Genomic DNA, 26,539 nt, shown 5'->3' on the forward strand with positions numbered 1-26,539 from the left:
GTCCACACCCGGGGGCGCACCCGGGCGGTGCGGCCACAGGACCGGCAACCACCCCGCTCACACAAAGGACTGACCATGACGACCTTCGCCCTCGTCGGCGCCGGCCCCGGTCTCGGGCTCGCCACCGCCCGCCGTTTCGGAGCGACCGGCCACGCCGTCGCCCTCATCGCCCGCAGTGCGGAGAAGCTGGATGGCCTGAACGCCGACCTCGCCCGCGACGACATCCAGGCTCGCGGCTTCACCGCCGACGTCCTCGACATCGAGTCGCTGACCGCGGCCCTGTACGCGGCTGCGGCCGACCTGGGCCCCATCGAGATCCTCCAGTACAGCCCCGTGCCGCGCGCCGACTTCATGAAGCCGGTCCTCGACACCGGCGTCGACGACCTCGACGCCCCGCTCGCCTTCTCCGTCAAGGGCCCCGTCACCGCCGTGAACGCAGTCCTGCCCGGCATGCGGCAACTGGGCCGCGGCACCTTGCTGTTCGTCAACGGCTCCAGCGCCGTACGCCCCAACCCGAACGTGGCCGGCACCTCGATCGCGTTCGCCGCCGAGAGCGCCTACGCCCGCATGCTGCACGACACGCTCGCCGCGGAGAACATCCATGCCGCCCAGTTGATCATCCCCGGAGCCATCCGGCCCGACGCCGAGCACAGCAGCCCCGAGGTGCTGGCACAGCGGCTGTACGACATCCACCAGCAGCGGGACGGCTTCCGCCACTACTCCGAGCCCCTGCCCGACCAGCCATAGGAAGACCTCGTGAACCCGGCACCCCTTCGCGCTTTCGCCCGCGTGGTCCCGGCCGCCGCCCTGCTGCTGGTCGTGACCGCCTGCACCAACGATTCCCCGGCCGCCGCCCCCTCCCGTCCCGCATCGCCTCAGGCTTCGACAGCACCGGCCGCCACCACATCACCCGGCAGGACAACCGCCATGAACATCCGGCTCACCCTCAACGGCCACCGCATCGCCGCCACCCTGAACGACAGCGCCACCGCCCGCGACCTCGCCGCCCAGCTCCCCCTCACCCTGTCGCTGCGCGACTTCCACCAGGCCGAGAAGATCGCCGACCTGCCGCGAGAACTGTCCACCTCCGGCGCCCCGGAGGGCGCCGACCCCGAGGTCGGTGACCTGGCGTACTACGCGCCCTGGAACCAGCTCGCCACCTACTACCGCGACGCCCCGTACGCGGCCGGCCTGGTCCCCCTCGGGCACATGGCCGACGGCGGTGCCGAGCAGCTCGCCACCGCCGACGAGATCACCATCGAAGCCGCGCCCTGACCTGCCCCACCGCTCGCCCTGCACGCCCACCCCTGACATCAGCGGTGCTGCCATATCTCCGCGCCTGAAGGGACAACACGACGTGAATCCCACGTACGACTTCACCGGCCGGGTCGCGCTCGTCACCGGGGCCGGCTCCGGTATGGGCCTGGCGACCGCCCGCGCGTTCGCCGCGTCCGGGGCCGCCGTCGCCCTCACCGACATCGACGAAACGGCCCTGAACGCGGCCGAGAAGGAACTCACCGGAGCCGGCCACCAGGTCCTCGCCCTGACCTGCGACGTCAGCGACGAGGACCAGGTCGCCGCCGCGGTCGACCGGACCGTGGAGACCTTCGGCCGCCTCGACATGGCTTACAACAACGCCGGCATCCAGATCCCGCCCAGCGACGCCGCCGACGAACCCGCCGAACGGTTCGACCGCGTCAACGCCATCAACCTCCGCGGCGTCTGGGCCTGCATGAAACACGAGCTGCGGCACATGCGCGCCCAGGGCAGTGGCGCCATCGTCAACTGCTCCTCCCTCGGCGGCCTCGTCGGCCTCCCCGGCCGCGCCTCGTACCACGCCTCCAAGCACGGAGTCATCGGCCTGACCACCAGCGCCGCCCTCGAATACGCCCCGCGCGGCATCCGCATCAACGCCGTCTGCCCCGGCACCATCGACACCCCGATGGTCAGCGACATGATCGCCAAGGGGGAGCTCGACCGGGCGGAGGCCGAGGCGAACCAGCCCATCAACCGCCTCGGCACCGCCGAGGACATCGCTCAGGCGGTCCTGTGGCTGTGCAGCCCCGGAGCGGGCTTCGTCGTGGGTGTCGCCCTCCCCGTGGACGGCGGCTACGTCGCCCGCTGAAGACAGCCCACGCACGAAGGGAGAGCTGCACGAAGGAGAGTTGAGAGACACCATGGAATTCATCAAGCAGCAGCCCAGCAGCAAGGCCCCGGCGGACTGGTTCACCGGCGACGTGTGGTGGGACGTCATCGTGGCAGGGCGGGATCCGTCCCGGATGCGCGCCAACCTGGTCCGCTTCTCGCCGGGCGCCCGCACCCACTGGCACTCCCACGCAGTGGGCCAGACCCTGCACGTCGCTTCCGGGATCGCCCTGATCGGCACCCGGGACGGCACCGTCTTCGAGGCCCACCCCGGGGAGACCGTGGCCTGCCCGCCGAACGAGGAACACTGGCACGGTGCCGCCACCGACCGGTTCATGGAACACATCGCTCTGTGGGAGGTCACAGGCGACGGCACCCCCGAGACCACCTGGGCCGAGCCGGTCACCGACCAGCAGTACAACGGCCCCCGCACCCGCAACCAGTAGCCCCCGGCCCATCGATCACGCAGCCCCTGATGATGTCGGCCGGTCGCTCCTGATGGAGCGACAAGGGGGGAGGAAAGTCTCCCTGCCACGAGCGTTGCCGACGGTGCAAGACTCCCCAGGTGACCAGTCGCTGCTGCCAGAGCGCGGTTGCCCGGTTCTCCCGGTGACGACGATCCACTCTCTCGTCCCGCTGTTGTGTACGGCCGATCCGTCCGCGATACGAAGGCGTACGTATGTCCACTGAACTCCCTGAGTCTGCCGCTCCACCCCCCACCGGATCCGGCGAGCCCTTCTCCTCGGTGCCCACTCGGCGCACCTTCATCGCCACCAGCGCCGCGGTCGGCGGTGCCGTCGTGGCCGGAGGGGCCTTCATCGCCCTCCCGGAGGAGGCGACCGCCGCGGGGGCGTCGCCCTCCAGCCGGGTCTCTCTGACGGTCAACGGCACCCGCCGGACCGTGACGGTCGACAACCGCACCTCGCTCCTTGACCTGCTGCGCGAGCACCTCGGGCTGACCGGCTCGAAGAAGGGCTGCAACGCCGGGGCCTGCGGAGCCTGCACCGTGCTGGTCGACGGCCACCGGGTCAACGCCTGTCTGACGCTCGCCGTCCGGCTGGAGGGCACCGAGGTCACCACGATCGAGGGCCTGGCCGACGGCGGCGAACTCCACCCGTTGCAGCAGGCGTTCATCGACCAGGACGCCTTCCAGTGCGGATACTGCACCCCGGGTCAGATCGTCTCCGGGGTGGGTTGCGTCCAGGAGGGGCACACCGGTTCCCCGGAGGAGATCCGGGAGTGGATGAGCGGAAACATCTGCCGCTGCGGCTGTTACGTCAAGATCGTGCGCGCGGTGGAGCAGACCGCGGGCCGGAAGTGAGGATCGGCCGCCATGTATCCCTTTGCCTACACGCGCGTCTCCGACACTCGTGAAGCTCTCAACGCCGGTCGTCGCGGCGGGCGTTACATAGCCGGGGGCACCACCCTGGTCGACCTCATGCGCGAGGCCGTCGAACGCCCCGAGACCCTCGTCGACATCACCGGCCTCCCGCTGGGTGAGATCACTGTCACCGAGCGGGGGGGACTGCGGATCGGCGCCCTGGTGACCATGTCCGAGGCCGCCGCCCACGCCAAGGTGCGCACCCTGTATCCCGTCGTCTCCGAGGCGCTGGAGCTGAGCGCTTCGGCCCAGCTGCGGAACATGGCGACCATCGGCGGCAACATCATGCAGCGCACCCGGTGCACGTACTTCCGGGACGTGACCGCCGACTGCAACAAGCGTGAGCCGGGCTCGGGTTGTGCCGCCCTGCACGGCCACAACCGCACGCACGCCATCCTCGGGACCTCCGACGCCTGCGTGGCCACCCACCCCTCCGACGCGGCCGTGGCGTTCGCCGCTCTGGAGGCCCGGGTGCACCTGCTGGGCCCGGACGGTGCACGCCAAGTCCCCTTCGTCGACTTCCTGTTGCGTCCCGGCAGCACCCCACAGCGCGAACAGGCCCTGCGCCAAGGTGAGTTGATCGCCGCAGTAGAGATCCCCGCTCTTCCCCGCCCGCTCAGGTCCGGCTATCTGAAGGTGCGTGACCGGCAGTCGTACGAGTTCGCCCTGACGTCGGCGGCCGTCGCGCTGCATGTACGTGGTGGAGTGATACGGCAGGCCAAGATCGCCGCGGGGGGCGTGGGCACCGTGCCCTGGAAGCTGCCCGCCGTCGAGCAGCACCTCGTCGGTGAACGCCCCTCGCAGGCCCTCTGGTCGGCCGCTGCCGCGAAGGCGGCGGACGGCGCCCGTCCCCTTCAGCACAACCGGTTCAAGGTCGAGCTGCTCAAGCGCACTGTCGAACGCCAGCTGCGCGTCGTAGGAGGTACCAAGTGAGCCCCCAGCCGCAGGCAGCCGTGGGCGCGCCGCTGTCCCGGGTGGACGGCAGGCTCAAGGTCACCGGACAGGCGTTGTACGCCGCCGAGCACGACGCCGACGGGGCGGTGCACGCCGTCATCGTCGACGCGGCCATCGGCCGCGGCCGTATCACCGGCGTCGACACGGCTGACGCCGAAAAACACCGGGGCGTGCTGCGGGTGATCCATCACGGCAACGCGCCGACGCTGCCGTACCGCGACAACTCCGGCTCCAACAACCCGCCCGGGCGCAGGCTTCGGGTTTTCCAGGACGACCGGGTGCTCTTCCACGGTCAGCCGGTCGCCGTCGTCGTGGCCACGACCCTGGAGGCCGCGCAGCACGGGGCGAGTCTGGTCAAGGTCGGCTACGACGCGCAGGAGCCCTCGACGGACCTCGCCGAGGCCGAGCCGGGCAAGCCGACGGACTACGCGCGCGGTGACGCGGAGGCCGGCCTGCGCTCCTCGGCCGTACGGCTGGACGTGACCTACCAGTTGGCGCGCAATCACCACAATCCGATGGAGCCGCACGCCACGATCGCCCGCTGGGACGGCAACAGGCTGACCGTGTGGGACAAGACGCAGTGGGTGATGGGCACGCATGACGAGCTCGCCGCCGTGTTCGATCTGCCCGCGGATGCGGTGCGCGTCATCAACCCGTTCGTCGGCGGAGGCTTCGGCAGCGGACTGCGCTGCTGGCCGCACACCACCGTCGCCGCCCTGGCCGCGCGGGAGACGGGCCGCCCGGTCAAGCTGGTGCTCAGCCGCAGGCAGATGTACTTCGGCACCGGTTTCCGGCCGTCGTACGAGTACCGTCTGCGCCTCGGCAGCGACCGGCGCGGTCGGCTGTCCGCCGCCATCCACGACATCGACGCCGAGACCTCCTCGTACGAGACGTTCACCGAGGCCGTCATGGGCGCCGGGCAGATGCTCTACAGCATGCCCCACGTCAGCCAGGCGTACCGGACGGTGCCGCTGGATGTGAACACGCCGATCTGGATGCGCGGCCCCGGCTTCGCCTCGGCGTCGTTCGTGATCGAGTCGGCCATGGACGAACTCGCGCACGAACTCGGCATCGACCCGATCGAGCTGCGCCGGCGCAACGAGCCCAGCGAGGACGAATCGAGCAATCTGCCGTTCTCCACCCGACGGCTGCGCGAGTGCTGCACGGTGGGCGCCCGTGAGTTCGGCTGGCACCGTCGCAGTCCCAAGCCCCGCTCGACGCGTGATGGCGACTGGCTGATCGGCCTGGGCATGGCCGCCGGTGTCTATGACCCCGGGCGGTATCCCGGGGATGCCCGGGCCCGCCTGGACGCCGACGGCACCGCGGTGGTCGAGGCGGCCACCAGTGACATGGGCCCGGGCACCTACACCTCCCAGACCCAGGTCGCCGCGGACGCACTCGGGCTGAACATGCGCACGGTCACCTTCCGGCTCGGCGACTCCCTGTATCCGCGGACCTCGCCGCACGGCGGCTCGTCGACCATGGCCAGCGTTGGTACCGCTGTCGTGGATGCCTGCAACCAGGTACGGCAGCAGGCGATCAGGCTGGCTGTCGAGGACCGCGAGTCGCCGCTGTACGGGGTGGACACGGACGAGGTGGTGGTGCGCAGCGGCCGGCTGCATGTGCAGGGCAACCCGGCGCGCGGTGAGACGTATCGCAGCCTGCTGGCCCGCAACAACCGCTCCCACCTGGAAGCAAACGGCTCCTACACCGGGCCTCCCAGTCCCGCACGGCACTCCTACCACGCCTACAACGCGACCTTCGCCGAGGTCGCCGTGGATGCGACGCTGGGTCTGGTGCGGGTGCGGCGGATGCTCGGGGTGTACGACGCGGGCCGGATCATCAGCCCCAAGCTCGCCGACAGCCAGGCCATCGGCGGCATCGTGGGCGGCATCGGCACGGCCCTGCTGGAGCACACCGTCACCGACCACCGCGACGGGCGGATCGTCAACGCCAACCTGGCCGACTACCTCGTCCCCGTCAACGCCGACGTCCCCGAGGTCAGGGCGATCTACCTGGACGGTGAGGACAACGACGGCAACGCGCTCGGCGTCAAGGGGCTTGGCGAGGTCGTCCAGGTGGGTGTGGCGGCCGCGATCGGCAACGCGGTCTTCAACGCCACCGGCCGCCGCGTCCGCCAACTGCCCATTACGGCCGAGGCGTTGCTCTGACGCCGGCACCCCACCGGCCTGTCCGGCTGGGGGTCCCCACGCCTTTAAGGCAGTGGGGGACGGTCCCCCGTCCGGCTGCCGGACCTACCAGGGTCGCCGCCGTGTATGCGCTCCCCGGCGGCGCGGCGGCGGCCCACCCCACCCCCCACCGCGAACCACGGAGAACAACGGCCATGCTGAACATCGCGGAGACACTGCACCGCTGGTGCCGCGAGGCACGCCCTTTCGCCCTGGCTACCGTCGTCGGCGTGCACGGCAGCGCCCCTCTGCCGGTCGGTACGTCGGTCGCGGTGGACGAGGACGGCGACGCCGTCGGCAGCATCTCCGGCGGCTGCGTCGAGGGCGCGGTCTACGAGCTGTGCCGGCAGGTGCTCCGTGACCGGGGCACTCCGCAGCGGGCCTGGTTCGGCTACTCCGACGACGACGCCTTCGCCGTCGGCCTGACCTGCGGCGGCGAACTCGACGTCCTCGTCCAGCGCATCGATCCCGCAGCCCAGCCGCACCTGTCCACAGCCCTCTCCGAGATCGATCGAGGGCGACCGGTCGCCGTGGCACAGGTCGTGGACGGCCCGGAGCGCCTCCTCGGCTCCACGCTGAGCGTGCTTGGCGGCGGCCATGCCGCCTACGGGCGCGTGGACGGCGGCCCGGCGGACCGGGCGGTGGCCGACCGGGCCAGGGCCCTGCTGCGGGCCGGCCGCACCGCCCGCATCGACATCGGCGGGCAGGCAGACGAATGCCCCGAACGCCTGTCCGTCCTCGTCCACGTCCATGCGTCCCGGCCGCGCCTGCTGGTCTTCGGTGCCGTCGACTTCGCCGCGGCCCTCAGCCAGGCCGGCCGCTTCCTGGGCCACCACGTCACCGTCTGCGACGCACGCCCCGTCTTCGCCACTCCCGCCCGCTTCCCGCACGCGGACAAAGTGGTGGCCGACTGGCCCCACCGCTACCTGGAACGCACCGAGGTGGACGAGCGCACCGCCGTATGCGTCCTCACGCACGACGCCAAGTTCGACATCCCCCTGCTTCGCCTGGCACTCGACCTGCCCGTCGCCTACGTCGGTGCCATGGGCTCCCGGCGCACCCACGACGAGCGCATGCGCCGCCTGCGCGAGCAGGGCGTCACGGAGAGCCAGTTGGCCCGGCTGCGTTCCCCCATAGGCCTCGATCTCGGAGCCTCCACACCCGAGGAGACAGCCGTCTCCATCACCGCGGAGATCATCGCCCAGGCCCACCACGGCACGGGCCGGCCACTGACCCAGATCACCGGCCCGATCCACCGGCCGTCGGCGTTGACGAGCTACCGGTAGGCCGACCTCACGAACCGATACTGGCTCACCGTCCCTCTGGCCTGTTCGGTCCGAAGAGGAGGGATGTGCTGTACGTCATGATGCTCGTTTGACGCTCCGGGCTCCCGCAGACGCGACAGCGAGCCGACAAATGGCCTTTGACCTGGTATTTTTCGGGACCCGCTCAGACCGGCATCTTTCCGATGACGTCGCACGTGGAGTGCGTGGCTATTCTTGAACGTGCCGAGAAGGGAACCTGACCTGCTGCTTTGTATTTCCAGGTGGTCGATTCGACTTGTTTTCGCTCGCGGAATGCGTCGGCTGAGGTTCGCTTGTGCAGAACGGTCTGAGCTGCAGCTTCAAGGGCTGGCGCGGGTCTCGCGGGCGACGTGGCGATGCGGAAAGTAAAATTTTGACGCTCGGATGACGCTCGTCTCCATTGCCGGCCCGTTCGTCGAGGAAGTCGCGCAGGACGACATCGATATGACCAACATTCGCCCCTGTTTTCCCAGCGGTCACGGAACGCGCCGTCTGTGCCCCTCACGCGCCCCCTGTGCGCACTGAGCCGGTCCCTCCGCCTCCAACAAGCTGTGTCTGCGGTGATCCACCGTCCGCGTCCACAGCTTGGAGGGGGACAAGATGCCGGAGGAGTGGATACGGGCTCTCGTGGCGGACTTTGGATCCGAGTGCAGGGAGCGTCTGCGGGTCAGCGACACGGAGGCGTCCATCAGCCTGCCGGTGGCGAAGCTGGTGGAGACATTCGGGGCGCGCTGGAGGCTGAGTCCTCGCCTTCATCCTGAGTATCCCTTGCCCGAGGCCCGTGTGCGTCCGGACTACGCGGTGGAGACATCGGGGCGCATCACCGGCTTCCTGGAACTGAAGGCGCCTGGGCACGACGTCACGCCCGACGGCTTCACGAAGCGGGACCGGGAGCAGTGGGAGCTGATGCGCCGGCTGCCCAACGTGCTGTACAGCAATGGTCACACCTGGTGCCTGTACCGAGGCGGTTTGCGGCCTCTCCGCACGGTTCGGCTCGAAGGTGATCTGTACCGGTCCGGCAGTCGGTTGCGTACCAGCGAAGCCGACGGAGCGGCGTTTCGGGATCTGCTGCGGGAATTTCTCGGGTGGCAGCCCCAACGCATCACCACCGTCGGCCAGTTGGTGTCGTCTATCGCTCCGCTGTGCCAGTACCTGCGAGAGGAGGTGCTGGAGCAGCTCGCCCTCGAACGCAGAACGCCAGACGGTCCTCGCAGCCGACGGCGGGCCCCCAAGCCTTTCACCGCCTTGGCGCACCACTGGAGCAAGGTGCTCTTCCCCTCAACCGATGGACAAGACCCCGACCACCTCTTCGCCGACCGCTACACCCAGACGATCGCCTTCGCCCTGCTGCTGGCCCGTATCGAGAACGTACCGCTCGCCGGCCGTAACTTCGTTGACGTTGCACGTGAGTTGAAGGCCGAGAACACGGTGATGGGGCGAGCCCTGCAGTTGCTGACGGAGACGGTGGACGCCGAGTTCGCCCGCCGCATCGACACGCTCGTGCAGGTCATCGACGCCGTCGACTGGGAGGCGATCCGAGCCCGGACGCCCGACGCCCACGTTCATCTTTACGAGGATTTCCTCCAGGAATACGACCGCGAGCTGCGTAAACGCTCCGGCACGTACTACACCCCGCCCCGTCTGGTGAAGGAGATGGTCCGCTTCACCGACGCCGTCCTGCGCACCCGCCTGGGCTGCGTGGAGGGCTTCGCGGACGAGCAGGTGACGATTGTAGACCCCGCCATGGGCACCGGCACGTTCCTCAGCGAGATTATCGACAGGGTCGCCGAAGAACGCTCCCGCCGCGGGGAAGGCTTCCGCGGCGAAGCGGTGGAACAGCTGGCGGGCCGGCTGATCGGCTTCGAGCGTCAGATGGCCGCCTATGCGGTCGCCCAGATGAGGATCACCCAGACCCTCCGCAAGCAAGTCACCGACACTCAACTCGGCGATCTGCGACTCCATCTCGCCGACACCCTCGCAGACCCTTATGAGAGGGCAACGCTCTTCACGTTCCTGCCCGATGGCGATCCTCTGGTCGAGAACACTCGCAAGGCGGACTGGATCAAGCGTGAGCAGAAGGTCACCGTCATGATCAGCAACCCGCCGGACAGGGAGAGAGCCGAGGGGGAGGGCGGGTGGGTGGAGAAAGGCCGAGAGGGGGATGACAAGGCACCTCTGCTCGATGCCTTCCGCCTCGGTGGCAGAAACGGAGTGCACGAGAACAAGCTCAAGAACTTGTACGTCTACTTCTGGCGCTGGGCCACCTTCAAGGTCTTCGAACAGCATCGTTCCGAGTCGGACCGCGGAATCGTCGCCTTCATCAGTACCGCAGGCTTCCTCAGCGGGCCTGGTTTCCGAGGAATGAGGAAATACCTGCGTGAGACTTGTTCGGAGGGCTGGATCATCGACCTCAGCCCGGAGGGTATCCAGCCACCGTTGCGAACACGCCTCTTCGAGGGCGTTCAGCAGCAACTGACGATCGCCGTGTTCGTCCGCAGCAGGGCCGACACTGAACCTGCCCACATCAGGTACGTCGCCCTGGACGGCAGCACTCGTGAGGAGAAGTACGCGCAGCTCGAGGCTCTCGGGCCGGACAGCGACCAGTGGCGTCCGGTGCGTCAGGACGCCCACGCCCCGTTCACGCCCGCTGCACTCGGAGCATGGGATACGTATCCCGCATTGGATGATCTGCTGCCATGGACAGTACCCGGCATCTTGCCCAAGCGGACGTGGGTCTACTCCTCGGACCCCGACACGCTGCGCTCCCGGTGGCGGAGGTTGACCGCCGAGACGGACATTGCCGAGAAGCGCGCCCTGTTCAGGGAGACCAAGGGCGGCCGTACCGTCGATCGGCCGGTCAAGCCGCTCCCGGGCTCGGCACAGCGAAGGCGGTCGATGCTGGAGGCAGGTCCCGAGTGTCCGGAACCGGTGCCTGTGGCCTTCCGCCCGTTCGATCGGCAGTGGATCATTCCGGACAACAGGGTCCTCGACAGATGCTCGCCGGAGCTGTGGGAGAACCGGGCCGAGGGCCAGATACACATGGTGGAACTGCACTCCGAACGGTTCGGTGACGGCCCCGCCACTCTGTTCACCGCGCTGATGCCGGATATGCATCACTTCGCCGGCTGGGGTGGTGGCAGGGTGATCCCCTTCCTGCAGAAGGACGGCACCCCCAATGCGACCCCTGGCCTTCTCCAGCACCTTCGTAACTCCTTCGGCGGTCTGGCTGTCTCCGCCGAGGACTTGATCGCGTACATCGCCGCGATCACGGCCCACCCCGGTTTCCGCTCCCGCTTCGACGACGAACTCACCACCATCGGCGTCCGCGTACCCCTCACCGGTGACGCCGCCCTGTGGTCGGAGGCGCTGCACATCGGGCGGAAGGTGATCTGGGCCTCCACCTTCGGAGAGAGGCTCGTGGACCCGGTGGCAGGGAGGCCCGGCGGGCCCCAGGAAGTCTGGGCGACCGCACAGCCGGCGATCACGTACCGGAGACAGGTCGGCAGGGACGAATTGCCCGAGAGCTTCGTCTACGATCCCGACCGTCTCGAACTCCACTTCGGCCAAGGTGTTTTCGTGTCGGTGACTCAACAAATGCGGGATTACCAGGTCAGCGGACAGAACGTTCTCGACGGCTGGTTGAAACGCAGGACGGGACCGCCGTCTCGCAGGGCCGTCAGTCAGCTGGACCACATCCGGCCCGACCGGTGGCAGCCTGCCTGGAGCGAGGAACTCCAGCACGTGCTGGCCGTCCTGTGGCATCTGGTCGAGCTGCAGTCGGCTCAGAATGAGCTGCTCGACCGTGTTCTCACGTCACCGCTGGTCAGCGTCGCCGAGTTGCAGCGTCGGAACGTCCTACCCGTCCCGGAAACCGCCCGTCGTTCTGCTCCCGCACCGATACAGACCGACCCCATCCCTGGTACCGAGGGAATCGAGGCGCGCGAGCCGCACGCCGTAAGGCCACTCACCGCAGAGAAGAGCTCGTCGGCCACCGCTCCGATGGCGCGGTCACGGAGGAGCAGGAATTCTGGCGCTGCGCAGTCGCCTCGCAGGAAGCGACAAGACCCGTAGAGTTGCTGCCTGACTCGGTGCCATGGGTGGGTCGTCGCAACGCCGTCTGCGGGTGGGACTGTCTCGACATCATCTTGTGTGCATCTCCGGGCTCTTGCTCTGATCGCCTTCAGATGTGCTCTCCTCCGGACGCGCTCAGTCGATGTCCGGATCATGGGCCTCTTCGAGGAGACGGGCCGCGAGGTCGTCGGCCCAATCTACGGCCCAGGTGCGCAGAGCGGTGATGGTGGCGTCATCGAGTCCATAGGCGGCGAAGGCTTCGTCGTCGGTCCACTCGGCGCCCGTGAGGTTCGACTGCAGATCCTCGCGCTCGAAGCGGCCGCGGGCGTGGCGGCGGCCGAACTCCTCGAGCTCGGCGTTGGTCCTGCGGCGGGAGGCTGCGAAAACGTCGATCAGGTCGCGGGGCGCTCCGCGGTCGGCGAGGGCGCGGACCTTGGTTCCGATCACGTCCTCCTCCGCGAGGACGGGCCCGTACGGGCTCTGGGCGACCGGCCGCCAGAAGATCTCCTTGAGGATGTCGACTTCGCACTCCTGCCCGGTGGCTGGGTCAGCCACGGTGAAGCGGGCGGACAGCGGAGCGGTCTCCAGCGCGTGCACCTTCCAGCCACGGGCTTCCAGGCCGGCCCGGAGCGTGGCGGCGATATCGGTCATGGGCGCCGGGTTCTCGGTGGCGACATCAAGGTCCTGGCTGGGGCGGTTCACGAGGCGGTGCGCCCGTACGGCATATCCACCGGTGAGGACCAGGGGATATGGCGAGCCGAGCGCGATCACATCCGCCAGGAGCCGCGCGTGCAGCTCCGGCATGTCCGTCACGCGGCTGCCCGGGTGCGGGAGGCGAGCTGGGGGAAGGCGTCTTCCCATACGGCGCGCACGGTGCGACCGACGAGCGTGCGCAGCACCGGCCACAGCTGGAGGAGCAAGTCCTGGTTGAGGTAGCGGGGAAGGTCGTCGCGCAGGCCCTCGTGCAGGACGGTGCGGTACAGGCCCATGCGCTGGCGAGGCTTGCTCATGTCGTACGAGGTCATTCCCGACCAGGCCATGTGCAGCGGCAGATCCACGATCCCCTGGGTCGGGCCGTGCAACTCGTCCAGCGACTCCGGCAGACGTCGCCGGAACTTCTCCCGGTACAGCGCGAGGTCCTCGGCGACCGCGCCCGAGAGGTCGCTCGGTGTGGGTGCGGTGTGCTGTGAGCTGGAGGGCATGAGTCCATTATGGCGGCCAGAGAAGTGGCGCGGGTCATGATGAGCCAGCTGGCGTCTGGAGTGAGCGGGACGGAGCCTGCTGGGGAACTGGTCGTAGCAGCTCGGTCTGTCCCGAGTAGGCGGGACGGGCTGTCGGCCGTGACGCTCGTTTGACGCTCTGGGCGCCCTCACGCTGGGCGGCGAGCCGAGAAAGGTGCTCTGACCTGGTCTTTTCCACTACCTGATCAGGCCGACATCTTTCCGATGACCCACCACGTGGAGTGCGTGGCGATCCTTGAACCGGCCACGAAGGGCTCCTGACCTGCGGTTTTGTGCGGTGCGCATTATGTGTGCGGTGTGGGTTGACGCTGAAATGACGCTCATTTGACGATCTGCTGCCTGAGCTGCGGTTGCCGGTGCTCAGGTGGCGGTTTGCGCGCCAGAGCCGCCGGACCCCTGCTCCGCACCCGACGCCGTGACGACGCCCGTCGTTTCGGGTCAGTACTCTGATCGTTCGTCATCGTGCGCCATCACCTGTGATGATGTGGATCAGGGGAGCGACCGGTGAGGTCATGAGGTCCGGGGGGATCGATGAGCAGTACGACGTCCGCGCTGATACGGCTGAAGTCCGCGCAGAAGAGCGCGAAGGGGGTATCGCTGTACTCGCGGTTCGTGAACCGGCCTGCTGGCCGGTATCTCGCCGCCGGGGCGTACCGGCTCGGACTGACGCCCAATCACGTCACCATGATCAGTGCGGCGTTCAGCTTCGCGGCGGTCGTGGTGGCGGCGCTCGCCGCGCCCACCTGGGCTGCGGGCTTCGTGGTGTGGCTCGGGCTCGCGGTCGGTTTCGCCTTCGACTCCGCCGACGGGCAGCTCGCCCGGCTGCGCGGCGGCGGCAGCGCGGTGGGCGAATGGCTCGACCATGTGGTCGACTGCGCCAAGATCACCGCACTGCACACCGCCGTGCTGATCTCCTTCTACCGCCACCCCGCTCACTTCGGGACCACGGCCGACGGTTGGCTGCTGGTGCCGCTCGGCTTCCAACTCGCCGCCGTCGTCACGTTCTTCGGCGGACTGCTCACCGAGCAGCTCAAGCCCAAGGCGGCCCCGGGCGACCGTGCCGCACCCTCCACGGCACGCGCGATGGCCCTGCTCCCGGTAGACCACGGGGTGTTCTGCCTGGTCTTCCTGCTGCTCGGCGGCGGTGGCACATTTCGGTGGGCCTACACCGTCCTTGCCGTCGCCGCCGCGCTCTTCCTCGTCGCCTTCCTCACCAAGTGGTTCCGGGAGCTGTCCGCAGTTCGTCGGTGAACCGGCTCCCGTCGAGGGCATCGATGGCACGTCGCAGCTGGGTGCTCGACGTGTGCACGGTGTACGGGAAGTAGACGACGTCTACGCCCACGGTGGCGAAGTCCCGCTCCAGCTGCTCCCCCTTCGGCGTGTCCCGCCAGTCGTCGCCCTTGAACAGCACGTCGAAGCGCACCTGCTGCCACGTCTCCAGTTTGTCCGGCACGGTCTCGACGAACGCGGCGTCCACGTGGCGGATGCTGCGGACGATCTCCAGCCGCTCGACCAGCGGGATCATCGGCCGTCGGCCCTTGGCCCGTTCGGCCATCTCGTCCGAGACCACGCCTGCCACCAGGTAGTCGCACTGGGCGCGTGCGTGGCGCAGGATGTTCAAGTGCCCGATGTGGAAAAGGTCGTAGGCGCCCGGCGCGTAGCCCACGCGATACGGCTTGCTCGATGGCAACAGATGCCCCCCTCGATCGATGGTGTCCCCCCAACGCACACACCTTTGCGGGGATGTGCGGACTTTGACGATAGCGTTCATGCTCGGTGCCCGGAGGGTGAACAATTAGGGTGCGTCCAGGTTCACTTCCGACCAGGGGCGGGGGCCCGTGGGACGCGGACACACAGGGGAGGCCGCAGTGGCGGCCGGGGGGAAGGTTTCGTCGCGTGACACATACCCACGACGAGCGTCGTGATCGGGGCGGAAGCGGGGCTGCTCGCACCGCGGGCTCCGTTCCGACGCAGCGCACCACCGAGCCGGACGTCACCGCGGCCATCGGCGGGGAGGGCGAAGTCGCCCCGTCCGGACGCCGGTTGCTCCTGGTGTCCACCAACTACTCTCCCGAGCACACCGGTATCGGCCCGTACGCCACCGGCATCGCCGAGCACTGGGCGAGCCGCGGGCACGACACCCACGTCCTCGCCGGGCTCCCGCACTACCCTTCCTGGAGCCTCGACCCCGCCTACCGCAGGGTGTGGCGGGCCACCGAGCGGCGTTCCGGGGTCACCGTGCACCGCCGCCGGCACAGCGTCCCCTCGCGCCAAAGCGCCCTGCGCAGAGCCCTGTTCGAGAGTTCGATCCTCGTCCACGGTCTCGTCGCACCACCCGGCACCGGCCACGTCGACGCCGTGCTCGCCCAACTGCCCAGCCTCGCCGGAGGAGTGCTCGGCGCCCGTATCGCCGCCCGGCACCACGCCCCGTACGTGCCGGTCGTGCAGGACCTCATGGGCGCCGCCGCCGCGCAGTCCGGCATCCAGGGCGGCGGCCGCGCCGCCGAGCTGGCCGAGCGTGCGGAGTCGTGGGTGCTGCGGCGCGCCACCCTCGTCGGCGTCATTCACGAGACGTTCGTCGAGCGGGTGCGGGCCATGGGCGTGGATCCCGGACGCATCCGCCTGGTGCCCAACTGGTCGCACATACAGGCGCCTTCGGCACCCCGTGCCCGCACCCGTGAGCGCCTCGGCTGGCGGCCGGAGCAGACCGTGGTCCTGCACTCCGGCAACATGGGCCTCAAGCAGGGGCTGGACGTGCTGGTGGAGGCGGCCCGCCGAGATCCGGCCACCCGGATCGTGCTGATGGGCGACGGCAACCAGCGCGAGCACCTCGCCCGTCGCGCCGAGGGACTGCCCAACCTGGAGTTCCTGCCTCCGGTGGCCGACGCCGACTTCCCCGACGTGCTGGCCGCAGCCGACGTGCTCGCCGTGACCCAGCGCGCCTCCGTCCTCGACATGAGCGTCCCGTCCAAGCTCACCTCCTATTTCGCGGCCGGCCGTCCGGTGGTCGCCTCCGTCGCCGCCGAAGGAGGGACGGCCCGCGAGGTGTTGCGCTCCGGTGCCGGAATGCTCGTGGAACCGGAGAATCCTGATCATTTCCTGTCAGCAGTGCGTAGACTCGCCGAAGATCCGGCGATGGCGGACGGGTTGGGGGCGGCGGGGCCCCGCCATGTGGCTGCTCATCTGTCACGGGAGGCGGGTCTTGCGCGGATCGACGCGCTGATCGACGAGGCGTTGGGGGGCTAGGCAGGTGAGCGACACACACGTTTCCGTCCGGGCGGAGGACGAGCCGGAGCAGTTGCGCGAGCAGTTCCGTCAACTGTTGCGCTACCGCTGGCTGATCGGCGTCGGCGTCTGCGTCGGACTGCTGGCCGGTGCCTGGCTCGGCATCACCGGCGCCAACAGCTACGCCGCCACCACCGACATCGTGCTGCGTGCCCCTACCAGCGACCCCTTCGCGCCGACCCTCTCCAGCGACAAGGCGATCAACATGGGGTCCGAGCGGCAGACGGCGCTCAGCCGCGCGGTCGCCGAAGGCGCCGCGAAGCGACTCGGGATGGAAGCGGACGAGGTCGACCGGCTCCAGGACGGGCTCCAGGTCACCAACCCGCCGCAGACCCTCGTGCTGCACTTCACGTACAACGCCTCCGATCCCAAGGAGGCGGCGCGCCGCGCCGACGCCCTCACGCGGTCCTACATCGACCTGCGCAAGGAGCAGTGGGAGTCCGTCCGGGGGGCGATGCTCAAGAGCCTGCAGGACCAGCTCAATCCCGTCGCCAAGCAGAACGACGAACTCTCCCAGCGGATCAAGCAACTGCCCGACGGGTCTGCCGCGGACTCCGCCTACGCGGTGCAGGCCAACCTGCTCAACCGCATCACCGACCTCCGCGGCAAGATCACCAGTCTGAAGGCGCTCGACATGACGCCCGGCAACGTGATCCGCAACGCCACCGTCCCCACCTCGTCCGACGGGCCGGGCCTGCCCCTCTCGCTCGGCCTGGGCGGCCTCGTCGGTATCGGCCTCGGTCTGCTCGGCGCCTGGGTGCGCCTGGTCTTCGATCCCGCGCCGCGCTCGGCCGGGGACGTGGCCCGTGCGGTGCGCGGTCCCGTCCTCGGCGCGCTGCCGCGCGACTCGGCGGGGGCCCTGGTGGTCGGCCGCGCCGACTCCCGGGCGGCCGAGGAGTACCGCTCGATCGCCTTCCGGCTCGCCTACGACGAGAGGTTCGCCGACCGGCGCCGCCTGCTCGTCGTCGCTCCGCGCGGCTCCATGGAATCGAGCGTGGCCGTCGCGGTCAACCTCGCCGCCTCTTTCGCGGAGACCGGCAAGAACGCGCTGCTCGTGGAGGCCGATCTGCGCACCCCGTCCCTCTCCGAACGGCTCGACGTGTCCGCCACCTCCCGGCCCCGCTGGAGCCGCACCGCTGAGCACGCCGAGGGAGAGTGGCCCGGTCACGGCCAACTCGTGGTCGACGCGGGCGAGTCCGGGACCTTCGGCCTCGTCCCCGGCGAGCGGGTGCGCAACGTCCCGCGCGCGCTGACCTCCGCGCGGACCACCCGGCTGATCGCCGAGGCCGACGATCCCGATGCCACCGTCGTGGTCGTCGCCCCGCCCGTCCTTGCCTACGCCGACGCCCTCGCGCTCGTCGACCGTGTCGACGGGGTGCTCATCGTCTGCGACCCGCGCACCGTGCACCGCGCCGACCTCGTTCGTATCCGTGAGCTGATCGCCGGCGCGGGCGGCACCGTGCTCGGTGCGGTGACGCACACCGAGTCGCGCCGGGGCGGAGCGCGGAGCGCCGCCCGCAGTGACAACCGGCGCCGTGGAACCGGGAGTCCGGCAGCCCGCCCCGCTCCGCCCAACACCCGCGCCGAGCACGAGCGGCACCGGGACGACGACGGCAGCACCACGATCACGCTGCGCACCGTCGGCTCGGGGGACCGGTGACCGCGCCGGGGGAGAAGCCGCCGACGTCCGACCCGCCGCGCGTACCGCGGGGTTCGACGGCCGCGTTCGCCTCTGTGCTCGACCAGGCGGCGTCCAGCCTCACCAACATCGCCGTGCTGGTGATCGCCGCCCGCGTCTCCACCGCGTACGGGTTCGCCACCTTCTCGATGGTCTACCTGACCTTCACGGTGCTGCTGGGCCTCAACATGGCGTACGTGGGCCAGGCCGTCGTCCTCACCCGGGGCGACACCGCGGTCACCGGGGCCGCCTGCCGGTCCGCGGTCTTCTTCACCGCGCTGGCCGCCACCGCCGTCGGCGCCCTGCTCGCCGCCGTCGGCGCGGTCACCGCCGTTGTCACCGGGGGCTGGACCGGGCCGGGCGGGGCCTTCCTCGCCCTGGGGCTCGTCCTGCCGCTGGTGCTGGTGCAGGACGGGTTGCGGTACGCGTTCTCCACCCTGCGGCGCCCCGGCCTGGCGCTGGCCGCGGACAGCCTGCGCCTGGTGTGCGTGGTGCCCGCGCTGCTGCTCCAGCCCCGGCATGCGGCGCCGGGGCTGCTCGTGGCCGTCTGGGGACTGTCGGCCGTGCCGGCGCTGCTGCTCGGCCTGCGCCTGCTGTGGCCCCACGTGCGCGGCGCCCGAGCCGACCTGCTGTCCTATGTACGCCGGGGTCACCTCGGACAGCGCTTCGCGGTGGAGTTCGCCGCGGGCAACGCCTCCAGCCAGCTCGCCGTACTGGGCCTCGGGCTGTTCGCCGCCCCGCTGGCGGTCGGAGCGCTGCGCGGGGCCACCACGCTCTTCGGCCCGCTCAACGTCCTGTTCAACTCGGTCAACGCGTTCGGGCCGCCGCTGCTGGGCCGTCTCCGAGGTCGCCGGGCCACCGTCCGCGCCGCCGCCGTGCTCGGCCTTGTGCTCTGCGCCGTCGGCCTCGCCTGGGGGCTGGTGCTCTACGCCTTGCCCGACGGCGTGGGACGCCAACTTCTCGGCGCCACCTGGCAGTCGGCTTCCGCGCTGCTGCCCGCCTCGGGTGCTCAGTACGCGGTGATGGGCCTGGGCACCTGTGCCCTGGTGACCCTGCGCGTGCTCAGCCCGCGCGCCACCCTGTCGGTGCAGGTGGTGTTCTCGCTGCTCTCGGTCGTCCTCATGCTCGGCGGATACCTGCTGAGCGGCTCGGCGCTGGGCGCGGCCTGGGGACTGGCCGCGGGTTCCGCGCTGAAGGCGATGGCGGCCTGGGCACGCGTCGCCCGCCTGCGCGCGGAGGAGCGGCCCACGGCCGCGACCGTTCCGGCAGTCCCCACGGGCTGAGAGCATGCCGGGGCACTGACCCGGCAGTCCCTGTTCAGCGCAGCCCCGTCGCCCGATCCTGCCGGAAAGTGGTGATCAGCGCGATGCAGCACGCCGCGATCGCCACGCGCCCCGACGCCTGCAGCAGGGGTCCCCGCAACAGGATGAAGGAGTACCCGGCGACCAGGGGCACGGTCAGCGCGATCAGGCTGCCCGGCGGGGCCCGGCGCACCGCCCGGCGCGCATAACGGCGGTCGACCCGCGCTGCCGCGTACCCCAGGGCCACGAACCCCGCCGTCATGCCGACCGGGCCGAAGTCGATCCACAGTTCGGCCCACACCGGCGACGAGAGATTGGTGTTGGTCGCCCCCATCCACTGGCCGACCGCCACCCCGGTGTCCATCGGCTTGCCCGGCCACACCGACCGGGGTACCGCGAACAGCACCGAGCCCGCCAGCTGGCGACCGTAGGTGTGGCCGCGCCCCGACTGCACGTAGGTGATGGTGTTGGCGAACATGCCGACCTGGTCGTAGTCCTTGAGTGCCAGCGGCTCCAGGGGCGAGGTGGTCTGGATCGGACGGTAGTTGGCGTCGTCGTAGCGGAACCGGTCCGCGATCGGGAAGACGATCAGCGCCACCACCACGCCCAGGCTCAGCGCGATCCGGTACAGCGCGGCGCTTACCGGGAAGACGGTGAACAGCAGTGAGAAGAGGACGGTGAGGAACCAGAAACGCGGGTTGGAGATCGGGTTGTTGACTACCAGGTTCAGCGCGGCCAGCGCCAGCCACACGGCGATGATCACCACGGAGCGGCGGGCCCGCCGCGAGGTCACCAGCCACCGGGTGTACACCAGCCAGGCGATGAGGGCGGGCACGGTGCCGAAGCCGCGCACGATGGCCTGGCCCGCCTGCGAGTCGGCCTGGGCGAGCCCCGCTTCCTCGACGCTGCTGATGATCTCCTGGCGGCTCGTGAAGAAGACCGCGGGGCCGCCCAGTTTGACCACAAGGAGCGCCGAGCCGACGAAGGCGACCAGTGTCAGCAGGTACAGGCGGCGGCGGTGCACCAGCGCCGGGCGCAGTCTGTCGTTCCGCTCCCGGCCCGGCCGCTGACGGGCCAGCAGCGAGCCGATGTCGAAGGCCACACAGCCGATCAGGACGAGCGAGACGGCTTCGGTCAGATCGGTGCGCGCCCCCACCACCGGGGTCGGCGTGCGTCCGAGCACTGACTGGGCGAACGGCGCCACCCCCATCGCCATGTAGACGAACAGCCAGAACGAACCGGCGAGCAGCTTGCGGCGGCTGGTGAGGATCATCGCCGACAGCCGGGTGCCCGCGTACATCGTCAGTGCCAACTGCATCCACAACGCCGAGTCGCGCTGGCCCGCGCCCGGCTGGACCAGCACCAGCAGCGGCAGGAACACCGAGAAGCCGAGCACGAGCGGGACCGACAGCGCGCGCGAGAGCAGCGTCCGCGGTGAGAAGAGCGGCAGCGCGGTGGGCTCCTGCGCACTAGGCTCCGGCGTCCCGGGCGTTGTCACGCTCCGGTCCGTTTGCTGCGTCATGCCGCCCCCGCCCCACAAAAGATCCCCGCCGTAGTCTACTGACGCCGCGCCTGCGGTGAACGGGTGGCTACTAGAGTGTGGCGAAGTGGCGTCAGGGGAGGCGCCGTTGGGGGGATGGATCGATGCGTGATCTGCCGGCCTTCACACTGGCCGGATACGACAAGGGGCGCGGCATACTCGTGCAGGCGCTCTGGTTCGCGGTGATGAACACGGTCTTCATGGCGTGGTTCACCCCGGCCCGCGTCAGGACCGCGCTGCTGCGGGCCTTCGGCGCCGAGATCGGAGCCGGCGTGCTCATCCGGCACCGGGTGCGGGTGCTGTGGCCGTGGAAGCTGACGGTGGGCGACCACACGTGGATCGGCGAGGGGGCGTGGATCCTCAACCTGGAGCCGGTCACCCTCGGCGCCCATGTGTGCGTGTCGCAGGAAGCCCTGCTGTGCACCGGCAGCCACGACCACCGCGCCGCCGACTTCCGGTACCGCAACGCGCCGATCAGCGTGGACGACGGCGCGTGGATCGCCGCCCGCGCCACCGTCCTGGCCGGAGTGAAGGTCGGCCGCTGCGCGGTCGTCGGCGCCGGGGCGGTCCTCCACAAGGACCTGCCCGAACTGACCCTGCACACCGCCGACAACCGGCGCCGACCCGTCGAGGAGCCGGCGTGAGAGTGCTGCACGCGGTCACTTTGCACAGCACCACCCACGCCTTCGGCGGCCCGGTCCGGGTCGCCCTCAACCTCTGCCAGGGCCTGCGCGAACGCGGACACGACGCCCGCCTGACCGCCCTGGCCGACGGCTTCCCACGGCCCCTGCCCGAAGAGGTGGAGGGCGTGCCCGCCCGGCTCCACCAGGCGCGCAGGGTCCTGCCGTTGGGGTTCAGCGGTCTGACCTCCCCGTCACTCCTCGCCGGCGCCCACCGCCTCGTACGGAGGGCCGACGTCGTCCATGTGCATCTCGCGCGTGACCTGGTGACGCTGCCGGTGGCGCTCGCCGCTCTGCGTGCCGGGCGGCCCCTGGTCCTGCAGACCCACGGCATGGTCGACCCGAGTGAGCGGCTGTCGGCCCGGCTCCTCGACGCGGTCGCGGTGCGCCGGGTGCTGCGCGGCGCCGCCGCCGTACTCCACCTCACCACGCACGAACTCAGGGATCTGCACGCCGTGGTGGGCGGAGCGGGCCTCGACCGTGCCGTCCGCCTGGTCAACGGCGTACCCGCGCAGCCCGAGGGCCCGGCCCCCCAGGGCCCGCCGCGCATCCTCTACGCGGCCCGGCTGCAGGCCCGGAAGCGCCCCGTCGACCTGGTGGACGCGGCGCCGGCGATCCTGGCCCGGCACCCGGAGGCGACCTTCGTCGTGGCCGGGCCGGATGAGGGTGAACTCGCCGCTGTACGGCGCCGGATCGACGAGCTCGGGCTCGCGGAGAAGATCAGCTGCCCGGGGCCGCTCTCCGGGACACGCATGCTCGAGGAGCTGCTCCGGGCGCACGTCTACGTGCTGCCGTCGGTGGACGAGCCGTTCCCGATGTCGGTCCTGGAGGCGATGGCCGTGGGCACCCCGGTCGTGGTGACCGACTCCAACGGCCTGGCCCGCGACGTGGAGCGGGCCGGAGCCGGGCGCGTGGTGAGCGGTCCCGACGGTATCGCCCCGGCGGTGCTCGACCTGCTGGAGCCGTCCGTGCGGCGGACCGCGTCGGCGGCGGCCCGCAAGCTCACCGCCGAGACGTTCTCCATGGACGCGGTCCTCGGCACGCTGGTCGACGTCTACGAACGGGCCTACGCGGGAAACCAGGCGTAGCAGCCCGACGAGACGAACGTACGGGTCCCGGCCGGGATCTTGGCGGTCACCTTTTTGGTGTTGCCCGGGCCGGGGCCGGAAGCCAGAACCTTGTCGCCTGCGCCCGTCGCCTTCCAGGTGCAGCCCTCGGCGGTGGTCAGCGCCCGGTACGTGCCCGGCTCCGGATTCTTGCGTGTGCCGTCGGCGAAGCCGGTCGCGGCGGCGTCCAGCAAGGGCTTCTGCTTCGGGCACAGCTGCGTGATGGCGTCGTCGGCGGACGGCACGTCCCCGGCGATGAGCGCGCCGATCGCGGCGTCCTTGTCGTGGGCGGCGGTGCGCTCGATGCGCTGGCAGGCCTCCTGGCCGATCTGGAGCACGGCGGCCGGATCCATGTTCTCGGGCACGCGGCCGTGCAGGTACTTCTTTTCCTTGGCGGTGAAGGAACCGGTCACCGGGGTGATCTTCGAGTCGGGCAGAACCGGGCCCTTGGAGGGGGTCGACGAACCCTTGGCCGAGGGGCTCGTCTGGTCGTCGGGCACGGCGGCGGCCTGGTCGTCGGAGATGCGCTGTGTGGTCTTCGGCTTTGCCTCCGTGTCGCTTCCCGAACCGCATCCCGAGAGCGTGAGGAGCGCGGCGAGAGCGACGACGCCGGCGGCAGAGCGGCGAGGAGTGCGAGTGTGCATGGTGGCTCCTGCGGGCCCGAAGGGCCTGTAACTAGGGCGGGCCCACACAGCAGTGCGGACCCGGGTAGGGCGTGCGGGGCGCCGGTCCGGCGCCCCGCACGCGTGGACGCGGTGAGGGTTACGGCGCCCCGAAGGTCAGCACCAGCTGCGGGGTGTTCTCCGCGGCCGACGCCTCACTGGACCACAGCCACAGCGCGTCCGTCCCGGTGCTGGTGAGCGCCAGGTCGTAGCTGCCGCCCAGGGCCGGGGAGAGCGCCGTGGTGTCGAGCGTCGCCGAGTAGACCGTCGAGAGGTCGGTGGCCCCGCTCAGGGTGCCGACCACGGTCGAGGACACGGCGGGCCTGGAGACGTAGGTGGTCCCCGTCTCCGTCCAGCTTCCGGTGACCGGCCGCACGGAGATGTCGTCCGTGCTGCCCGCGCTGCTCAGCGTGGTGGTCTTCACCGCGAGCCGCGCGCTCTTGAGTACCGTTCCGGCCGGCGCCGACGGCAGGTCGAAGCGCAGATAGGACTCGTACGCCGAGCTGCCGCGCACCGCCAGCGAAGTGGAGGTGCCGTAATTGGAGCCGGTGGCACCGGCGTTGACATACGTGTCGTCCGATGCCCGGACGGTCTGCACGCTGTCCGCCGGGGCCGAGGCCAGGGTGTGGTGGCTCTGCACCTGGGCCGCGCTCAGCACCGACGGGTAGATCGCGGTCTCGTCGATCTGCCCGGCGAAGTGACTGCTGGAGGGCTGGTTCGGCCAGCCGTTGAGGTTGTCGCCGCCGACGTGCCAGTATCCGCTGTAGCTCTGGTTGTTGGTCTCGGCGAGCGTGCCGACCTGGTTGCCGTCCACGTACAGCGCCATCCCGGAGGAACCCTGGGTGGCTACGACGTGGTGCCAGGAGCCGTCGTTGTATCCGTTGGCCGAGGTGATGGTACGGGCGGTGCCCGTCCACACGCCGAAGACCAGTCGGCCGTCGTTGCGCATGTAGACGTGCTTGTCGTAATTGCCGCTGGCCCGCGTGGTGTTGTTGCCGAAGCCGACCAGCTTGCCGCCCCGGCCGGTGGTCGTCTTGAACCAGGTCTCGATCGAGTACTGGCTCGGCACCGTGGTGCGCTTCTCGCTGTAGACGATCTGGTCACTGCCGTCGAAGCCGATGGCGGTGGACGGACCGGTCACGGCGGCCGGAGTCTGGCGCAGCGACGGCCCGTTGAGGTGGATGCCGCTCTGGTCGGCGGGCGAGGTGTCGCCGACGAACGGAGTGACGGAGTCGTCGTAGCGCCAGTACAGGCCCGCGCCGTCGTCGAGCACCTTGGCCGGGTACTTCTGGGCGGAGGTCGGCACCGTCACCGTGGCCGCGGCGGACAGCGCGGAGGCGTTGCCCGCGCCGTCGGTGGCCGTCACCCGGTAGCTGTAGGTGGAGCCGGGGGTGACGTCGGTGTCGGTGAACGACAGCTGAGGACGCGACCACTCCACCGAGTCGCCGTCCACGGTGGACACCGGCGTGGAGCCACCGTTGCGGTAGACCCTGTACGTCAGCTTGGTGTCGTCCGTGTCGAGGCTCGCGCGCCAGCGGACGTGCGTCTCGGTCGGCTTGAGGGACTCGGCGCTGACCGACGGCACCGTCGGCGCACCGGTGTCCGGGGAGGCCGCGAAGCGCGTCAGGCCCTGGGCCGCCGAGCCGTTGACGGTGGTGAACTCGCCGCCCACCCACATGTACTTGTTGTCGGAGGTCTCGGAGACGACCATGGTGCGCGGTCCGATGCCCTCGCCCAGACCGTCGTTGGTGTCCGGGAACCAGCCCAGCTTGTTGGTGCCGGTCGTCGGCTCCGCGAGCAGGTGGTAGCGGCGCCCGTCGGGGAACTCTCCGACGCTGGAGCAGTCGTGCGCGTGCGAGGCGCTGTACAGCACGTCCTGGTACGACTCGACGGCCTGGGTGGCGCCGAGGCAGGTGTCGCGCCAGCGCTGGTTGAACGTGGACAGGTCGAGCGCGATGCGGCCGTCGAAGACACCGCCGCCGGTGCCCTCGTTGCCGGTGTAGAAGCCCGTGGCGTCGGTGTCGAGTGCCTTGACCACCGAGTTGGTCGGGATGAACCCCGGGTAGGTGCGGACGTTGTCGCCCGTGGTCGCGTCGACGACGGCCAGGGCGTGCGAGTTCGCGCCGTTGACGGTGAAGAAGTCACCGCCGAGGATCACGTTCTCGCCGTCCGGGGTGACCGCGACGGCCCGGCCGGGCTCGTCGACGTCGGCCTGGAACGGCTTGACCGCGCCGCTGGTGGCGTCCACCGCCGCGTACCGCGCGTGCGCGCTGCCGCCGACGGAGGAGAAGTCGCCGCCCAGGTACACGGTGTCGTCGGCGACCGCGAGCGCTCGCACGGTGGCGGGGACGCTCGGGTGGAAGTCCGCCTTCGGCGTGCAGGTGGCGATGTCGATGGCGGCGAGGCTGCTGACCTGCGTCCCGTTGACCGCGCCGAAGTAACCGCCCGCGTACAGCGTCTTCTTGTCCGGAGAGACGGCGAGCGCCCGCACGGTCGCGGTGCCGCTGCCGACGGTGAAGGACAGCTCGCAGGATGTGGGATTGCCGGTCGCCGCGTCCAGCGCGACGAAGTTCACCGCGCTCTGCGCGGTGCCGCTTCCCCCCTCGGGCGGGCGCACCTGCGAGAAGGTGCCGCCCGCGAAGACTGTGCCGACTGCCTCCGCCAGCGCCCACACGATGCCGTTGGTCTGCCAGGTCGGCAGGTCGTCGGCGGTGAAGGCGACAGGCGCGGTCAGCGCGACGGCCGGTTGCGGCAGGGCCACCAGGCCCAGGCCCGCCGCAGTGGACAGGACGAGGGCGGCGCTGAGCCCTCTGGATCTATGCATGTACCCCCCGGCTTCCGGGCCCGGAAGCGGGCCCTCTGCCTTGACGAGCCCGCCGGTGTTCCCCTGAACCGAACGGGCCGCTTGAACTTGTTTGCTCGCGAACCATACGAGGACATGACACGTGATGGAACGCACTTGACTCATCTGGTAGGAAATTTGGATGTGTTCACGGTGGCCC

The 26,539-nt window shown here is 70.1% G+C and carries 21 protein-coding genes; 15 read left to right on the forward strand and 6 right to left on the reverse strand.

What is annotated here, in order from left to right; genetic code table 11:
• Nucleotides 1–75 precede the first annotated feature (75 nt).
• The 9 genes from AQJ91_RS44050 (at nucleotide 76) to AQJ91_RS44090 (ending at nucleotide 12,044) form a co-directional block, all read left to right on the forward strand.
• Nucleotides 76–747 (forward strand): SDR family NAD(P)-dependent oxidoreductase, encoded by a 672-nt coding sequence (locus AQJ91_RS44050; protein ID WP_067034490.1) that lies wholly within the window; start codon nucleotides 76–78, stop codon nucleotides 745–747.
• A 9-nt stretch (nucleotides 748–756) separates the two neighbouring features.
• Nucleotides 757–1,275 carry a cyclophilin-like fold protein gene (locus AQJ91_RS44055; RefSeq protein WP_079085665.1) on the forward strand — a complete coding sequence of 173 codons (519 nt, stop codon included), beginning with the start codon at nucleotides 757–759 and terminating at the stop codon, nucleotides 1,273–1,275.
• 82 nt (nucleotides 1,276–1,357) lie between these two features.
• Nucleotides 1,358–2,125 carry an SDR family NAD(P)-dependent oxidoreductase gene (locus AQJ91_RS44060; protein WP_067034495.1) on the forward strand — a complete coding sequence of 256 codons (768 nt, stop codon included), beginning with the start codon at nucleotides 1,358–1,360 and terminating at the stop codon, nucleotides 2,123–2,125.
• 52 nt (nucleotides 2,126–2,177) lie between these two features.
• Nucleotides 2,178–2,591, forward strand: coding sequence for a (R)-mandelonitrile lyase (locus tag AQJ91_RS44065; protein ID WP_067034498.1), 414 nt, complete (start codon nucleotides 2,178–2,180; stop codon nucleotides 2,589–2,591).
• 233 nt (nucleotides 2,592–2,824) lie between these two features.
• Entirely contained in the window at nucleotides 2,825–3,466 is a 642-nt protein-coding gene (locus AQJ91_RS44070; protein WP_067034502.1) for a (2Fe-2S)-binding protein, read from the forward strand.
• Between the two features lie 12 nt (nucleotides 3,467–3,478).
• On the forward strand, nucleotides 3,479–4,459 hold the full coding sequence (locus AQJ91_RS44075; protein ID WP_067034505.1) for an FAD binding domain-containing protein: 981 nt from the start codon (nucleotides 3,479–3,481) through the stop codon (nucleotides 4,457–4,459).
• Nucleotides 4,456–6,651: a xanthine dehydrogenase family protein molybdopterin-binding subunit gene (locus AQJ91_RS44080; protein WP_067034508.1), complete on the forward strand. Its 2,196-nt coding sequence runs from the start codon at nucleotides 4,456–4,458 to the stop codon at nucleotides 6,649–6,651. Before AQJ91_RS44075 ends, AQJ91_RS44080 begins: the two co-directional genes overlap by 4 nt.
• 173 nt (nucleotides 6,652–6,824) lie before the next feature.
• Nucleotides 6,825–7,955, forward strand: a complete 1,131-nt coding sequence (locus AQJ91_RS44085) for an XdhC family protein (RefSeq protein ID WP_067034511.1) — start codon at nucleotides 6,825–6,827, stop codon at nucleotides 7,953–7,955.
• Between the two features lie 786 nt (nucleotides 7,956–8,741).
• Nucleotides 8,742–12,044 (forward strand): type ISP restriction/modification enzyme, encoded by a 3,303-nt coding sequence (locus tag AQJ91_RS44090; protein WP_234383402.1) that lies wholly within the window; start codon nucleotides 8,742–8,744, stop codon nucleotides 12,042–12,044.
• 135 nt (nucleotides 12,045–12,179) lie between these two features.
• Here AQJ91_RS44090 and AQJ91_RS44095 read toward each other — a convergent pair whose 3' ends face one another.
• Nucleotides 12,180–12,848 (reverse strand): nucleotidyl transferase AbiEii/AbiGii toxin family protein, encoded by a 669-nt coding sequence (locus AQJ91_RS44095; RefSeq protein ID WP_199848185.1) that lies wholly within the window; start codon nucleotides 12,846–12,848, stop codon nucleotides 12,180–12,182.
• Nucleotides 12,849–12,853: 5 nt separating this feature from the next.
• Complete coding sequence (locus AQJ91_RS44100; protein WP_079085667.1) at nucleotides 12,854–13,246, reverse strand: hypothetical protein; 393 nt, start codon at nucleotides 13,244–13,246, stop codon at nucleotides 12,854–12,856.
• A 570-nt stretch (nucleotides 13,247–13,816) separates the two neighbouring features.
• Here AQJ91_RS44100 and AQJ91_RS44105 point away from each other — a divergent pair.
• Nucleotides 13,817–14,536: a CDP-alcohol phosphatidyltransferase family protein gene (locus tag AQJ91_RS44105; protein WP_067034520.1), complete on the forward strand. Its 720-nt coding sequence runs from the start codon at nucleotides 13,817–13,819 to the stop codon at nucleotides 14,534–14,536.
• Here AQJ91_RS44105 and AQJ91_RS44110 read toward each other — a convergent pair.
• Nucleotides 14,496–14,975 (reverse strand): FAD synthase family protein, encoded by a 480-nt coding sequence (locus AQJ91_RS44110; RefSeq protein WP_067034523.1) that lies wholly within the window; start codon nucleotides 14,973–14,975, stop codon nucleotides 14,496–14,498. The two genes, AQJ91_RS44105 and AQJ91_RS44110, sit on opposite strands and share 41 nt — an antisense overlap.
• A gap of 359 nt (nucleotides 14,976–15,334) precedes the next feature.
• Between AQJ91_RS44110 and AQJ91_RS44115 the strand changes: the two genes are divergently transcribed.
• The 3 genes from AQJ91_RS44115 to AQJ91_RS44125 are packed head-to-tail and all read left to right on the forward strand — an operon-like array spanning nucleotide 15,335 to nucleotide 19,531.
• Nucleotides 15,335–16,531 (forward strand): glycosyltransferase, encoded by a 1,197-nt coding sequence (locus tag AQJ91_RS44115; protein WP_067034584.1) that lies wholly within the window; start codon nucleotides 15,335–15,337, stop codon nucleotides 16,529–16,531.
• A gap of 4 nt (nucleotides 16,532–16,535) precedes the next feature.
• Nucleotides 16,536–18,230, forward strand: coding sequence for a lipopolysaccharide biosynthesis protein (locus AQJ91_RS44120; RefSeq protein ID WP_067034527.1), 1,695 nt, complete (start codon nucleotides 16,536–16,538; stop codon nucleotides 18,228–18,230).
• Entirely contained in the window at nucleotides 18,227–19,531 is a 1,305-nt protein-coding gene (locus AQJ91_RS44125) for an MATE family efflux transporter (protein WP_234383403.1), read from the forward strand. The genes AQJ91_RS44120 and AQJ91_RS44125 overlap by 4 nt, the downstream gene beginning before the upstream one ends.
• Before the next feature lie 34 nt (nucleotides 19,532–19,565).
• Here AQJ91_RS44125 and AQJ91_RS44130 read toward each other — a convergent pair whose 3' ends face one another.
• Nucleotides 19,566–21,071 (reverse strand): hypothetical protein, encoded by a 1,506-nt coding sequence (locus AQJ91_RS44130; RefSeq protein WP_407697049.1) that lies wholly within the window; start codon nucleotides 21,069–21,071, stop codon nucleotides 19,566–19,568.
• A gap of 122 nt (nucleotides 21,072–21,193) precedes the next feature.
• Between AQJ91_RS44130 and AQJ91_RS44135 the strand changes: the two genes are divergently transcribed.
• Both AQJ91_RS44135 and AQJ91_RS44140 read left to right on the forward strand, forming a co-directional pair.
• Nucleotides 21,194–21,733 carry a WcaF family extracellular polysaccharide biosynthesis acetyltransferase gene (locus tag AQJ91_RS44135; protein ID WP_067034530.1) on the forward strand — a complete coding sequence of 180 codons (540 nt, stop codon included), beginning with the start codon at nucleotides 21,194–21,196 and terminating at the stop codon, nucleotides 21,731–21,733.
• Nucleotides 21,730–22,857, forward strand: a complete 1,128-nt coding sequence (locus AQJ91_RS44140; protein ID WP_067034533.1) for a glycosyltransferase — start codon at nucleotides 21,730–21,732, stop codon at nucleotides 22,855–22,857. Before AQJ91_RS44135 ends, AQJ91_RS44140 begins: the two co-directional genes overlap by 4 nt.
• On the opposite strand, the gene AQJ91_RS44145 is transcribed toward AQJ91_RS44140, so the two are convergent.
• Both AQJ91_RS44145 and AQJ91_RS44150 read right to left on the reverse strand, forming a co-directional pair.
• Nucleotides 22,836–23,519 (reverse strand): hypothetical protein, encoded by a 684-nt coding sequence (locus AQJ91_RS44145; RefSeq protein ID WP_067034536.1) that lies wholly within the window; start codon nucleotides 23,517–23,519, stop codon nucleotides 22,836–22,838. The genes AQJ91_RS44140 and AQJ91_RS44145 overlap by 22 nt on opposite strands.
• Before the next feature lie 118 nt (nucleotides 23,520–23,637).
• The gene (locus AQJ91_RS44150) at nucleotides 23,638–26,361 is read right to left on the reverse strand and encodes a CBM96 family carbohydrate-binding protein (protein ID WP_067034539.1); all 2,724 of its coding nucleotides are present in this window, start codon (nucleotides 26,359–26,361) and stop codon (nucleotides 23,638–23,640) included.
• Nucleotides 26,362–26,539 lie beyond the last annotated feature (178 nt).

It is taken from the genome of Streptomyces dysideae (assembly GCF_001514305.1).
GTDB classification, from domain to species: domain Bacteria; phylum Actinomycetota; class Actinomycetes; order Streptomycetales; family Streptomycetaceae; genus Streptomyces; species Streptomyces dysideae.